This window comes from Flavobacterium sp. AC267, from assembly GCF_979258715.1.
Genome location: NZ_OZ409875.1, coordinates 1,418,981 through 1,432,899, shown reverse-complemented (window position 1 = coordinate 1,432,899; position 13,919 = coordinate 1,418,981). Strand labels below are relative to the sequence as shown.

General features: G+C 32.0%; 11 protein-coding genes and 5 pseudogenes. 11 read left to right on the top strand and 5 right to left on the bottom strand.

All coding sequences use genetic code 11. The features are described 5' to 3' along the window. Positions 1–51: 51 nt before the first annotated feature. Positions 52–964 (top strand): annotated as a pseudogene (locus ACZZ95_RS07565) (pseudouridine synthase). Between the two features lie 61 nt (positions 965–1,025). On the opposite strand, the gene ACZZ95_RS07560 reads toward ACZZ95_RS07565, so the two are convergent. Continuing rightward, a complete protein-coding gene (locus ACZZ95_RS07560) occupies positions 1,026–1,628 on the bottom strand; it encodes a DUF937 domain-containing protein (RefSeq protein ID WP_463468598.1) in 603 nt (200 codons plus the stop codon). 276 nt (positions 1,629–1,904) lie between these two features. Beyond that, complete coding sequence (locus ACZZ95_RS07555) at positions 1,905–2,405, bottom strand: DUF456 domain-containing protein (RefSeq protein ID WP_463468597.1); 501 nt, start codon at positions 2,403–2,405, stop codon at positions 1,905–1,907. 475 nt (positions 2,406–2,880) lie between these two features. Here ACZZ95_RS07555 and ACZZ95_RS07550 point away from each other — a divergent pair, with 475 nt between their 5' ends. Beyond that, positions 2,881–3,366: a hypothetical protein gene (locus tag ACZZ95_RS07550; RefSeq protein WP_463468596.1), complete on the top strand. Its 486-nt coding sequence runs from the start codon at positions 2,881–2,883 to the stop codon at positions 3,364–3,366. A gap of 38 nt (positions 3,367–3,404) precedes the next feature. Here ACZZ95_RS07550 and ACZZ95_RS07545 read toward each other — a convergent pair. Together ACZZ95_RS07545 and ACZZ95_RS07540 are read right to left on the bottom strand one after the other, a co-directional pair. Then, positions 3,405–4,509, bottom strand: a pseudogene (locus ACZZ95_RS07545) (glycosyltransferase family 2 protein). Continuing rightward, a complete protein-coding gene (locus tag ACZZ95_RS07540; protein WP_463468595.1) occupies positions 4,506–5,450 on the bottom strand; it encodes a hypothetical protein in 945 nt (314 codons plus the stop codon). Before ACZZ95_RS07540 ends, ACZZ95_RS07545 begins: the two are co-directional and overlap by 4 nt. 239 nt (positions 5,451–5,689) lie before the next feature. Between ACZZ95_RS07540 and ACZZ95_RS07535 the strand changes: the two genes are divergently transcribed. From ACZZ95_RS07535 to ACZZ95_RS07495, 9 genes and pseudogenes are all read left to right on the top strand, one after another. Continuing rightward, complete coding sequence (locus ACZZ95_RS07535) at positions 5,690–7,369, top strand: WG repeat-containing protein (protein WP_463468594.1); 1,680 nt, start codon at positions 5,690–5,692, stop codon at positions 7,367–7,369. A 5-nt stretch (positions 7,370–7,374) separates the two neighbouring features. Next, complete coding sequence (locus ACZZ95_RS07530) at positions 7,375–7,866, top strand: crossover junction endodeoxyribonuclease RuvC (RefSeq protein WP_463468593.1); 492 nt, start codon at positions 7,375–7,377, stop codon at positions 7,864–7,866. 157 nt (positions 7,867–8,023) lie between these two features. After that, positions 8,024–9,176: pseudogene (hemW, locus tag ACZZ95_RS07525) on the top strand (radical SAM family heme chaperone HemW). A 115-nt stretch (positions 9,177–9,291) separates the two neighbouring features. After that, positions 9,292–9,669 (top strand): annotated as a pseudogene (locus ACZZ95_RS07520) (GxxExxY protein). Between the two features lie 55 nt (positions 9,670–9,724). Continuing rightward, positions 9,725–10,537 carry a cyclase family protein gene (locus ACZZ95_RS07515; protein ID WP_463468592.1) on the top strand — a complete coding sequence of 271 codons (813 nt, stop codon included), beginning with the start codon at positions 9,725–9,727 and terminating at the stop codon, positions 10,535–10,537. Between the two features lie 80 nt (positions 10,538–10,617). After that, entirely contained in the window at positions 10,618–11,016 is a 399-nt protein-coding gene (locus tag ACZZ95_RS07510; RefSeq protein WP_463468591.1) for a GNAT family N-acetyltransferase, read from the top strand. Next, on the top strand, positions 11,016–11,366 hold the full coding sequence (locus ACZZ95_RS07505; protein WP_463471638.1) for a DUF4260 domain-containing protein: 351 nt from the start codon (positions 11,016–11,018) through the stop codon (positions 11,364–11,366). The genes ACZZ95_RS07510 and ACZZ95_RS07505 overlap by 1 nt, the downstream gene beginning before the upstream one ends. An 8-nt stretch (positions 11,367–11,374) precedes the next feature. Beyond that, a complete protein-coding gene (locus ACZZ95_RS07500; protein ID WP_463468590.1) occupies positions 11,375–11,743 on the top strand; it encodes an MmcQ/YjbR family DNA-binding protein in 369 nt (122 codons plus the stop codon). Positions 11,744–11,850: 107 nt separating this feature from the next. Next, a pseudogene (locus ACZZ95_RS07495) lies at positions 11,851–12,559 on the top strand (PH domain-containing protein). Positions 12,560–12,727: 168 nt separating this feature from the next. On the opposite strand, the gene ACZZ95_RS07490 reads toward ACZZ95_RS07495, so the two are convergent. Next, positions 12,728–13,828: a DUF4407 domain-containing protein gene (locus ACZZ95_RS07490; protein ID WP_463468589.1), complete on the bottom strand. Its 1,101-nt coding sequence runs from the start codon at positions 13,826–13,828 to the stop codon at positions 12,728–12,730. Positions 13,829–13,919 lie beyond the last annotated feature (91 nt).

The following is a 13,919-nucleotide window of genomic DNA, read 5'->3' as shown; positions in this document are numbered from 1 at the left end:
CTTAAGATTTATTAGCAGGAAAAAACTATCTTTGCACAAATTAATGATTTTATGAACAACAAGGAAGGCAATAATAAAAGAGGCGGATCTAGACCAAATAGCTCAAGATCAAACTCTAGTAAGCCAAAACCTCCTATGGCGAAACGTGCGCAAGGGCCGAAAAAAGTAAAACCGGAGGTTAAAGCCGCTAATCTGTCGCGCGGAAGAAAAAGTAAAAAAACAGAATCAGGCTCCGAAAAGACAAAAGGCTTCAGATGAAATTCGTCTGAACAAATACATCTCGAATTCTGGTGTTTGTTCTCGTCGTGATGCTGATATTTATATTCAGTCTGGAAACGTTAAAGTAAACGGTGTTCCTGTGACTGAAATGGGGTATTTGGTGAAATTGGATGATGTAGTAAACTTTGATGGTGCTACTTTGACTCCTGAAAAGAAGGAATATATTTTATTGAATAAACCTAAAAACTTTACAACTGCTCTTGACGAAGGTCAGGAATATCGTAACGTTCTAGAACTTGTTCGTGGTTCTACAAATTCGAAAATCGCTCCGATTGGTAGAATGGACAAGAATACGACTGGTTTATTGGTATTCACAAACGATACAGATATGATTCGTAAGTTTACTTTACCGAATCAGAAATCGTCTAAAATTTATCAGGTTTCTTTAGACAAAAACTTAAAATTTGAGGATTTAGAAAAAATCAGCAAAGGTTTGGTTCTTGACGGACACCGCGTTTTTGTTGAAGAAGTAAGCTATATTGACAATGAACCTAAGAGTGAAGTTGGTCTTAAGCTAAAAACATCAAATGTAAAAGTAGTTCGTTCTATTTTTGAATCTTTCGAATACAATGTATTACGAATTGACCGTGTGGCGTTTGCTGGTTTGACTAAAAAGAATCTTCCTAGAGGAAACTGGCGCTTTTTGACCGAACAAGAAATCATCAATTTGAAAAACGCTAAATAAGTTTTTCAAATTTTGAAATTATACTAAATCCTGTTTTCTTTGAAAATGGGATTTTTTTATTTTATAAAGTAAAGAAATTATGTCCGAAAAGGGTAAATATTGATCTTCCGATAGATTGGTTTTTATCTTCTACTGTTTCGTAACATGAAAAACCTAGGATGATTTTAATTCCGGGAGGAATACTGTTTAAAATTTCTCTTTTTTGGTCTTCGAGAAGGAGTTTTAAACTTTCTAGTAATTGAAGATTGTTTCTTAAGTAGGAAACTACAAGGAGTGCTGAAAAGTTAAGTATTTCTCTGGCTGTTTCGCTTTTGATGCCGACTTCGTTTGAAACCATTTCTGAAATTCTTCCTTTTTTATTGGAAAATAATTCTTTTAGAAAATCATTTCCTTCTAAACGGTAGCAGTCATCAACTGATAAAATTCTACCTGCGTTAAAATCTATTTCCTGGTAAAAGGTCGAATCTTCTTTTAACATTGAGACTATTTCAGAGTAAAAGTCAGATTCTTCGGCTTTGTTGTAGAGACCCATTAAAATTGTACCGATCGAGACATCAATTCCCTTAATTAGAAGGGCATCATTTTCAAAATAAAACTTGTTCAACTTGGAGACAACATTAGATGAAATAAAACGTCTAAGTTCAATTTGTAGGTTTGGGGTCATACGCTTAACTTATTTAGAAAACATTATTTGAATTGGGTCAAAATAATCGATAAAGTGAGGCTTTTTATCGTTTATTGTGATAAAAATATAAAATATATTAAGATTTCCAAAAAATAAGTTAAAATTTTACACGAATAATAACCCGCTCTTAACATAAAAAATCCCGCAGTACCAGTAAATACTATACTTTCGTCTTGAAATAAAAAAGAATAAAATATAGGATTTTTTTTATATTTCAAACAAACGCAACGCGGGAATTTGCAAATTGTTATATAATTAAAATAAAATGTTTCGATATTTCCATATTATGCTTAAAAATATGCCGAAGTAAATGATGCAGAACATAAAGTTGATAAAGCTTGAAGCAAGGAATCCAAGGAGTGAACCTGTCGCCGCTTTCATTGCTCGTTTATGGTTTTTGGAATCATATAACAATTCGCCAACCAGCGCTCCTAAGAACGGTCCCACAATAACTCCAAAAGGAATTGGTGCCAAAATACCAATTACTAAACCAATGTTGGTTCCCCATACGCCATAAGAACTTCCTCCAAATTTTTTTGTTCCTTGCGAAGGAATTACATAATCTAAGATTGTGATAATTACCATTAAAACAAAAGTAATTCCCAAAACCCAGTAATTGTTTTCTACTGCTTTGGTGAGATAAAGTAAAAGCAAACCCACCCAACAGCTTGACAATCCAGGTAAAACGGGAAGAAAACTACCAAAAACACCAACAATCATGAATATAAAACCGAGTGAAACCAAAAGTAAATCCATATAGTTTTGTAAATTTGTACTTACAATTTAAGTAAATTTAATAACATGCAAACTTTGTCCAAATTAATTATTGCTTTAATATTTGTCCTTTCTGTTACTGAAAATTCGTTCGGTCAAACGAAAAAACACTCAATAGAAGATCAAATATTACAGGACAGTCTTTATAAAAGTAATAAGAAAAAAGTATTAAACTTCTCCATGAAAGAATTTGATAAACTTTTTTTGAATTTTTTAGTCAAAGAAATAATCCAGACATAGTTTTAACAAAGACTGAATTTTATAATTATACCGTTCAAATTGCAGCCTTTTTCAGACCGACTTGCCAAATTATATCCTGATCAAAAGGAAGTTGCAGAAAAAAACAAAGAAAATTGGCTTTCTGAAAACTATGAAGATTATTAACAATACAAAGCTTCTCAAAAAAAATAATCGTATTTTTATACCATAATTTGTTTATCCATTCAATATCAAAATCTTGAAGCAGTTTTTTCCCTTTTTAATTTGTATCGTTTTTAATTCTTGTCAATATTTTGAGAAGCAGGTTCCGTCTGAAAAGGAATTACTTCAAAAAGAGTTAAAATCAATTAATTGGAAAGAAGTAGACGAATATCCATCTGTTTCAAGTCGCGAAAAAATTGCAGATAAAAAACTTCGCCAGCAATGCTTTTTCGAGGTTATGTCAGACCTTATTGAAGAAAAATTAAACGTAGATACTTTATCCATTTTATATCCAGAATTGGATACCATTGAAGTAAAAGTAACGATTTTTCCAAATGCAACTATGAAGTTTGAACCTCAGTTTCCTAAAGATTCTGTTGCTTATGACACCATAAAAATTGACAGCATTTTACATGCGCGTCTGGTTGATTTTCCAAAAATAAATCCGGCTATAAAACGCGGTATTCCAGTAAAAACGCAATTCATTCTACCCGTAATTCTGAAGGCAAAAGACGAAAAGTAATCCGTACTATCTTGAGCAAAGAAACTTCACAAAAATAATTAACTTCTAAAACTTCTACCTTTCCATTCATAGGAACCAAATAAGCTGTATAACGCCACAGTTGAACTAAAAAATGGATAAAACAAGTCTGCTCAATAAAAGACTTTTAATTCGGTCTTTTGTCAAAAATTGATTTGTTTTAGAAAGCAAAACAAAATCAATAGTGAACTTTAAAAAGGCAAATAAAACAAAAAACGGATAATCTACGATTTGAAATAATACTAAGAAAAAGCCAATTTCAAAACTCAAATTTCCAAAGAAAACGATTAGTCCTAGACACTTTCCAAAAGTACTTTTATATGAAGTTGTTTTTGTCGCCCAGCGCACTCTTTGATAAAATAATGATTTCCAATTTTGGGTTGGTTTTGTAGTTACGATTGCTTCATCTGCTTTTAAATAATGAACTTCATGAGGCGATTTTTCAATTGCTTTCTGCAATAAAAAAACATCATCTCCACTGGCAATTTTATTATTTCCTTCGAAGCCATTCAAACTTTCGAAAAATGATTTTTTATAAGCGAAATTGGCGCCGTTGCACATAAAGCCTTTATGTAAACCAAAACTTCCAATTGTTGCGCCTTGCAGACTCGTGAGATCTAATTGTTGAAAATGATGCAGAAATGAATTTTCGCATTCATACGTAACCGCTCCCGCAAGCATAGAAATTTTATTTTCCTGAATGTAATTGTCAAAAGTTAAAAGCCAGTTTTCTGGAACAATACAATCGGCATCTGTGGTAATTACCCAATTGGTTTTTACGTGTCGCATTGCCGTTGTAATAGCATCTTTTTTAGGCGAATTGGAAATCCGAATATTGTTTATTTGTGAAATGTGAAATGTGAAAAGTGAGGCTTGAAATTTCTCCTCAGAACTGTCGTCAACTAAAATTACTTCAAATAAATCTGCTGGATAATTTAGTTTTGAAAAGCTTTTTAAGAGATTAGGAAGATTTTCTTCTTCATTTCGGAACGGAACAATAATCGTAAAACTTGTCTTTGGTTTTAAATCTTTCTTTTGATATTTTTTTACTTTGAAAAAACCATAAATAAGCAAACCGACGCTTATCATGTAAATTGCTAATATGGTAAATAAAGTAAAAATCATTCTGCTGTTTTGGTTTTAAAATTCAGCACAAAATAACTTCCTAAAACTACTGGTAAAACTACATTTAGAAACCACATTAATGTACTGATGAAAATTACGATCCATTCGTTTACACCAAGAATTCCGAAGAAATAAATGGCGACGCTTCCTTTTACAGCAAAATCTAAAAATTGAAAAGTTGGCAAAGACGATGCTAAAAAGTAAACCGATGTAATGGCCGCCATTAAAGTTAAATAAGGCAAATCGACATCAAAACCTAAAAACAAAAAGTAGTACTGATGGGAAAAAACCAGATAACGGCAAATTCCTAAAAAGATGTTTTTTTGATGAATTGGTTTCGGAATTTCATTGATTTTATGAATCAGTTTTTCAATCGAATATTCTTTGATTTTGATCTTTTTTATTGAAAATAAAACAATCAGAATCAGTAAAAATCCGCCAAATAAAATTAAAACTGTTTTGGTAGTAATTACATTAAATTGTGCATTGAAATACAGCAATCCGAAAATCCCAAAAATGATAGTCAAAATCATCTGGATTCCGTTGCAGATTAAGTTTAAAAAAACGACTCCTTTGGCCTCAGATTTTGGATAATACAATGCTTTTCCAGCGTACTCTCCTACTCCATTTGGCGTAAAAATTCCAGCAGTTAAAGCAACTAAAACCTGTTTTGTTGCTTCGTATATAGAAATTTGATGAATAACTTTGGCAAGGTTCTGCCATTTTAGTATTTCGAAATAACGATTCAAAACACTCAAAAGCAATATAAAGGAGATTCCTAAAACCGACTGATTTTTACGAAACAAAACAATGAACTTATTCCAGTCCAATTTGTCGTTATTCGCCAGCTGATTGTAAATAAAATAAAATGCGCCGCCAACGATCAAAAGTTTAGCCAGAAGAACGAGGAATTGTTTAGCTTTGTGAGGAATTAAAATCATGCCGCAAAAGTAACACAAAGTATTGTAATAATGCTATTTCACAAAGATTCCCAAAGCAAACACAAAGACATACAAAGAAATTTAAAAAAATATTTGTGAATCTCTGTGTAATCTTAGTGCAACTTGGCGTAACAACTTAAAAATTGAAAAAAGAACGCATCATATTATTTTTTTCATTATTGCTAATACTAGCATGCAATAAAATTGATAAAAGCACTCCAAAACTACATGTTAGAATTATGGACAAAGGTTCTTGGGGGTTTAATGATGAAAAAGGGAACGTTCTTATTCCGCAAGGAAAATATGAATTTCTAAATCCAATAGATGAAAAAGGAATGATTTATGCCCAGAAAGGAGCTAAACACGGTTATATTGATATTCATGAAAATATATTGGTTCCTTTCGAGTATGATGACTTAACTGTTTTTTCTGAAGAAATTGCGTGTGTAAAAAAGAACGGGAAGTTTGGCTTTATTAATCGAAAAGGAAAAATTATAATTCCTATTCAATTTCAAAATGAAACTTATTTTCATAAGAACGGATTAGCTCTTGTAAAGAAAAACAACTTTTATGGCTTCATTAATAAAAAAGGAAAAGAAATAATTCCAATCATATATCAAAATGCAGATGTAGGCACAGCTGACAGTTTAGTTTCTTTGAATAAAAAAGGGAAATGGGCTTTTTTTAATTCTTTCGGAAAACAAAAAACAGATTTTATTTATGATGAAATTGCATTAACTGACATTGATATAAAAGGAGAAAGCGAAAGTACTTTTGGGAAAAACGGTTTAATCTTAGTTCGAAAAAACAAACAAATCGCTTACCTAGATAAAAATTTAAAAGAAATAATCCCTTTTGGCAAATATGAAACTGGCGAAAGATTTAATAAAAATAGAATTGCAATTGTTTCTAAAAATCACAAATATGGAATCATAAATGAATTTGGAAAAGAAATTGTAAAAACTGAATACGACACAATAGAACATCCCGAAGAATCTTATCACGAATCTGAAATTTTTGCCGCAAAACACAATAACAATTTAGTTTTACTTGATGAAAATGGAAAGAAAATCTATGATAAAATAAAAGACTTTTCATTTGATTATTGTCGTTTAAATAACAAAATTGAAAAAATCTACCATATTCAGGATTTGAATGGAAAATATGGAGCAATCGATACAAAAGGGAAATTAACAATTCCTATTATATATGAAGAATTTCAAGATTTTGGGAGCAATTATAATGCGATTGTAAAGCACAAAGGTAAATTTGGGTTGATTGATTCTAACAATAAAATTACCTATCCAATTGATAACGTTCTAATTTATGGCGACAGAAGAGAATTAGATTATTATATCATACAAAATAAAGACAACAAATTTGGAATAATCGACAAGAACCTAAAACCCATTTTTAATTTTAATTTTCAGCATTTATCTCCTTGCTTTTACGATACAAAAAATAGATTTATTGCCAAACAAAACGATAAATATGGCGTTATAGACAGAGCCAGAAGAATAATTATCCCTTTTGAATATAGTAAAATATCAAATTGGGTTGAAGATGGACCTGGTTCAAACTATCATTTTGTAGAAAAAAACAATAAAAATGGTATAATCACGAAAGAAGGAAAAACGGTTATCCCTGTAATCTACGATACTCTTTTTTATCATAACGAGAAGATGATTATTCTCTCTAAAGATAGAAAATATGGAGTTGTAACGATTCAAAATGAACAAGTAATTCCTTTTATTTATGAAAAAATCTATATCGAATTTAGCTTTTTTGAACAAAATAAAGAAGCAGAATTTTATGTTTTAAAAAATAGAAAATACTCGATCATAAATAAAAAAAATGAGATCATTAAATCGAACATTTCAAAGAGTGAGGTTGAAGATAAATTCTCATATTTAAATTAAAAAAATTGACAAAAGAACGCATCATATTAGGTATTGACCCTGGAACCACGATTATGGGTTTTGGATTGATAAAAGTCATCAATAAAAAAATGGAGTTTTTGCAGTTAAACGAATTGCAATTATCCAAATACGACAATCATTACCAAAAATTAAAAATCATTTTTGAAAGAACCATCGAATTAATCGAAACGCATCATCCAGATGAAATTGCGATTGAAGCGCCTTTCTTTGGCAAAAAACGTACAATCGATGTTAAAGCTTGGACGCGCGCAAGGCGTTGCAATGGCAGACAGGACTTTCCAGAGATATTCCGATTACAGAATACGAACCCAAAAAAGATAAAAATGGCGATTACCGGAAACGGGAATGCCAGTAAAGAACAAGTTGCCAAAATGCCGCAACAGCTTTTAGGCTTAAAAGAATTGCCAAAAAACCTGGATTCAACAGATGGTTTGGCTACGCAGTTTGTCATTTCTTTAATTCGGGAAAAGTCGTAGCAGGAAAAAGTTATTCGGGATGGGATGCTTTTGTAAAACAAAATGAGGAAAGAGTTAAGAAATAGTTTGCAGTCTCAGTCTCAGTTTTCAGTTTTCAGTTTTATCTGAGACTGAAAACTGAGACTGAAAACTGAGACTGAACACTGAACACTAAAAAATGAGCGGCATCTACATTCATATTCCATTCTGCAAGCAGGCTTGCCATTATTGCGACTTTCATTTTTCGACTTCGATGAAAAAGAAGGACGAAATGGTTTTGGCTTTAGCCAAAGAAATTGCCATGCGTAAAAATGAATTTGAACTTCTCGACTCCGCTCGAAGCGACAACACAATTGAAACCATTTATTTCGGCAGGAACACCTTCTGTTTTAACCAATGACGAAATCAACTTTTTAATTTCAGAAGTTTATAAAAATTATGATGTTGCAACAAATCCTGAAATAACACTTGAAGCCAATCCGGATGATTTGTCTGCAGAGCGAATTTTAGAATTAGCTAAGAGTCCAATAAATCGTTTAAGCATCGGAATTCAGTCTTTTTATGAAGAAGATTTGAAGATGATGAATCGCGCTCATAATTCGGCGGAAGCCATAAAATGTTTGCAGGAAGCGACAAAATATTTTGATAATATTTCGCTTGATTTAATTTACGGAATTCCGGGAATGAGCGACGAAATGTGGAAACAAAATATTGAAACCGCTTTGTGTTTTGGCATTCCGCATATTTCTAGTTATGCTTTGACGGTTGAACCGAAAACGGCTTTAAGTAAATTAATTCAAACCGGAAAAATTGCCGAACCTCAAGACGAAGTCGCCTCAAATCATTTTATGATTTTGGTTGAAACGCTTGAAAAGAATGGTTTTATTCATTACGAATTGTCCAATTTTGGAAAAGAGAATTATTTCTCCAAAAATAATTCGGCATATTGGTTAGGCAAAAAATATATCGGAATTGGTCCTTCGGCACATAGTTATGACGGCGAAAAAAGAGGCTGGAATGTTGCTAATAATTCATTGTATTTAAAGTCCATTCAGAATAACGAACTTCCTTTAGAAACTGAAATCCTGACTGTTTCTGATCGTTATAACGAATATATTATGACAGGACTGCGAACGATTTGGGGCGTTTCTTTAGAAAGAATCAAAAATGAATTTGGATTGGAATATTTCAATTATCTCAAAAAACAATCTGAAAAATTCTTGAACGACGATTTACTTTCAATTGAAAATAATATTTTAAAACCAACTCCAAAAGGAAAATTTTTAACGGATGGAATTGCAAGTGATCTCTTTTACTTAAATTTGGATTAAGAGATTTACCGCAAGGTTCCCTAAGGTTTACGCAAAGCACGCTATTGTTTTTTTGAAGGTATAAACTTACAATATAAATTTTAAAACGTAGATTTGAGCTTTAATTATATCGCTCATGTCAGAAAATGAATTATCAAGAATTGTATTTAACTGCGCACTAAAAGTTCATCAAACTTTATGACCAGGACTTTTAGAAAGTGCTTATGAAGAATGTCTTTTTTATGAATTAAGAAAAATTGGTTTATCAATTGAAAAACAAAAGGCTTTACCTCTAATTTATGAAGAAGTAAAATTAGATGTTGGTTACCGATTAGATATTTTAGTAGAAAATAAACTAATTTTGGAGATAAAAGCTGTAGATTGTTTAAATGAAATTCATCTTGCTCAGCTATTGACTTATTTAAAATTAACAAATTGCAAATTAGGGTTATTAATAAACTTTAATGTTTCTTTAATCAAAAATGGAATCAAAAGAGTGGTAAATAATCTTTAATAAAATCCTAGCGCCCTTTGCGTAAAACCTTAGCGAACCTTGCGGTTAAATCAACATGATAGCAAAAATCAACAACTTCGAAATCGACTTATCAAAACCCATTGATATTTCAATTCCATTGACCAACACAGACGAAAACCCTATTGCTTGGTACATTGAAAAACCAGTTATCGAACCTGTAGTTTTTGGCGATTGGATTGGTAAAGTTTCTGAGGGGAAATCATCAACTAATTTTAATAATATTTTCTTCAATCCGCATGGGCATGGCACGCATACGGAATGTCTGGGACATATTACCAATGATTTTTACAGCATCAATCAATCGCTGAGGCAGTTTTTCTTTTTTGCTAAATTGATTACGGTTGAGCCTGAGAAAATTGGAGATGATTTTGTGATTACGAAAGAAAGCATTTCGACTTCGCTCAATGTGACATCAAATGAAAGCAATTCTCGCGAAGCCTCGGGATCACTCAGTGTGACAAACAAGGCTTTAGTAATCAGAACTATTCCAAATTCAAAAGATAAAAAATCAAGAAAATATTCGAATACAAATCCGTCTTATTTGTCTGAAGAAGCAGCGATTTTCATTCGCGAAAGCGAAATTGAACATTTATTAATTGATCTGCCAAGTGTGGACAAAGAACACGATGAAGGTAAATTATTGGCTCATAAAGCGTTTTGGAATGTAAAGGATACTGTGAATCTAAATTCTGATGCACGATTAAACGCAACAATTACTGAAATGATTTATGTTCCAAACGAAATCGAAGATGGAAATTATATACTAAATCTTCAAATTGCTTCGTTTGAAAATGACGCAAGTCCGAGCAAGCCTTTATTATTTAAGATTGCAGATTTTAGATTTTAGATTTGCTGAAAACTGAGACTGGGACTGAGACTGGGACTGAGACTAAAACTGAACACTCAAAAACTGAACACTGAATACTAATGATAACCGTTTCTACAGATAAAAGCAAACTTGACGTTCCGTTTATACAAAACTTTTTGAAAGACATTTATTGGGTCATGGGACGAACGATTGAGGAAGTTCAAACTACAATCGATGCTTCGGTTTGTTTCGGAATTTATTTAGATGACAAACAAATTGGTTTCGCACGCGTAATTACCGATTATGTGGTTTTCGCTTATTTAATGGATGTTTTTATTGATGAAGAACATCGCGGAAAAGGATATTCATCGATTTTAATTGAAACAATGATGAATGAACCACAGCTTCAAAATGTCAAAATTTGGCGTTTGGCAACAACTGACGCTCATTTTTTATATGAGAAATTCGGATTTACAAAACTAAACCATCCTGAAAAAATGATGGAAAAAATAATATGATGAACACCATTATTAAACTCGAAGAAACGGCTTTGTTTATCCTCGGCATCTTTTTATTCAATCAGTTAAATTTTGATTGGTGGTGGTTTCTCGCTTTAATTTTAGCTCCAGATTTTTCTATGCTTGGATATCTTTTCGGAAATAAAAGCGGTGCATTTTTGTACAATGTTTTTCACCATAAAGGAATTGCACTTTTAATTTATGGTTTAGGATGTTATTTAAGTATTGAAAGTATACAATTAGCCGGAATTATTTTATTTTCACATTCGGCAATGGATCGAATTTTCGGTTACGGATTGAAATATGAAAAGGCTTTTAAATACACGCATTTAGGCGAAATTGGTAAATAATAAATGATATGAATTTAGAAACATTTTACGAGTATTGTCTTTTAAAAAAAGGGGCAAGCGAACATTTTCCTTTTGATGAAGATACTTTGGTTTTTAAAGTGGGAGGCAAAATTTTTGCTTTATCCTCTTTGTCACAATGGGAAAAAAGTGAACCCGCAGTCAACTTAAAATGTGATCCAGAACGCGCACAAGAACTCAGAGGAGAATATGATGAAATACAACCGGGGTTTCATATGAGTAAAGTGCATTGGAATACGATTGCTTTAAACGGAAATCTTTCAGACAAATTTGTCAAAGAATTGATCGATCATTCATATGAATTGGTTTTCAAAAGTTTGACAAAGAAAATTCAGAATGAAATTATCAACCCGAGGTAACTTTTTTACCGAACAGGCGGAGCAATTAGAAAATTAGGCATTACATTTGCACGGTAAGATAAAAAAAGAAATCCCAATCAATTTGCAACTTAGCAATTTATAAAATCATGAAAGAACAATTTAAAAAATTTCTAAACGAAGAACAAGATCCAAAAGCGATTGAAAAAATCACTTCGAAACTTACAGATTTATTGATGAAAGGCGAAGAAGTTGGATATATCGCAGTGCAAAAAAAAGCCTGCAATTACTGTTTTTCCTGATAGTATTGTATTAACAAACAAGCGTATCATTATCTGTAAACCTAAAAATTTAGGTCTTTCAATGGATTTTACAGATTATACTTGGGATGATATTGCGAGTACTTTTGTAAAAGAAAATATTTTGGGTTCTGAATTTTCTTTTGGCACCAAAACAGATTTGGCAGTTTCTATTGATTATATTCCGAAAATTCAGGCTAGAAAAATTTATACTTACGCTAAAGAACAATTGGATTTATTGAAAAATCCAGTTCAGGTCGCAACTCCAATTCAAGAAGTTATAGAGCCAGAATATGAAGAGGAAGAAGATGAAGAAATTGAAGAAGTTGAAACTGAAGAAGTAACAAGCTTTGCTGAAATTTTACCAGCCGCACCAGTTTATACGGAGACATTTGAACCAATTCAGCCAGCACAGCCAACAGGCGATCGCAAATTGAGTGAATTATCTAAAGAAGAACTTTTTGATAAATTACAGAATTACAAAAAACTCCTTGATAACGGTTTGATCATGCAAGGTGAATATGATGCTTATAAAAAAGAGATTTTAAGTTACATGTAAAATTTTAGTCTTAAAGTCAAAAGTCGAAAGTCGTAAAGCCCTTTGACTTTGTCTAAAATATAAAAGCCCTAAATAGAAATTCTATTTAGGGCTTTATCTTTTTAAGTCCTTTCTTCGACTTTCAGACTTTCGACTTCTCCTTTCGACTTTTGACTTTTGACTTTCGACTTATAAAGTCGCTTTCTGTTTTTCTACAAATTTATGCGATTGCAATTCTAGTAACTCTTTTGCATTTTTGCGCTGTAAATCGTACAGACTTTTATCTTCTGCAATATCGGCATATACTTTATCGTGCATTTCGGCGCTTGTTTTCACTAGCAGTTCACGTTGGTATTTGTTTTGTACCAAAGTTGCTTTCATCGCTGTTTCGGCTTCTTCTTGTTTAAAATCGAATTCGCCTTTTGGTGCTAATAATTTGGCAATAATTGGAGACGTTTCGATCGCTAAAAACAACAGCATAATAAAAAATGATGGAAGCCACGGCAATTTATTCAACGCATTGATACGCGCCATTAATCCGTCAAAACCTTCGATGATCGGCTGTGTCTGCGAAACTTTTTTATCTAAATCGGCTTGCAGTTTTATTCCAGCTTTTTCTTTTTCAGCAATTTTAGCTTCGTTTGCTGTTTTTAAAGTTTCAAACTCTTTTAAAGAGGCATCGTGTTTTTCTCTTTTCTCTTTATAAACAGGACCTTTTCCAAGTTTTTTAGTTCCAGTCGTTCCTTCAGCTTCTGTGATGTAAGTAGAATATAACGCATTAACTTCTTTTTCTTTCTTTACAATATCTGCTTTTAAAGCCGCAATTTCTGCTTTGTTTTTATCTAAATCAGATTTGAAATATGTTCCAATCTGCTTCTTATTCGCCAATTCCATTTCGTTTTTTTCTTTCAACAAAACAGTATTGATTTCTTTTTCGAAGATTTTAATCTCCAAAGGTTTAGAAATTACAATAGCAATAATAACCGCCAATAAAATACGTGGTGTTGCCTGCAGGAATTCGTCTAAAAAACGATCTCTTTTTTTAATAGTAGAAACGATAAATCGGTCTAAATTAAAAATCAGTAAACTCCATACAAATCCGAAAATTAAAGCGGGATAAATAGAATCGAAAACGGTAAAAAGCGCATAAGCACTGGCCAGAAAAGCCATAACTGCTGTAAAAAATACAGTGGCGCCAATACCTACATATTTAGTTTGTTCGCCTTCTGAGCAGTCTTTCAAGAGATCTCGGTCGACTCCTGAACATAGGATAAAAAATTGTTTTAACATGATTGATGATTTTTGATTGTGATTGATAAGGCAAATTTAACGCCAAATTTTCAAATACAATCAAAATAATTATTTGTTTTTAATTGTGAAT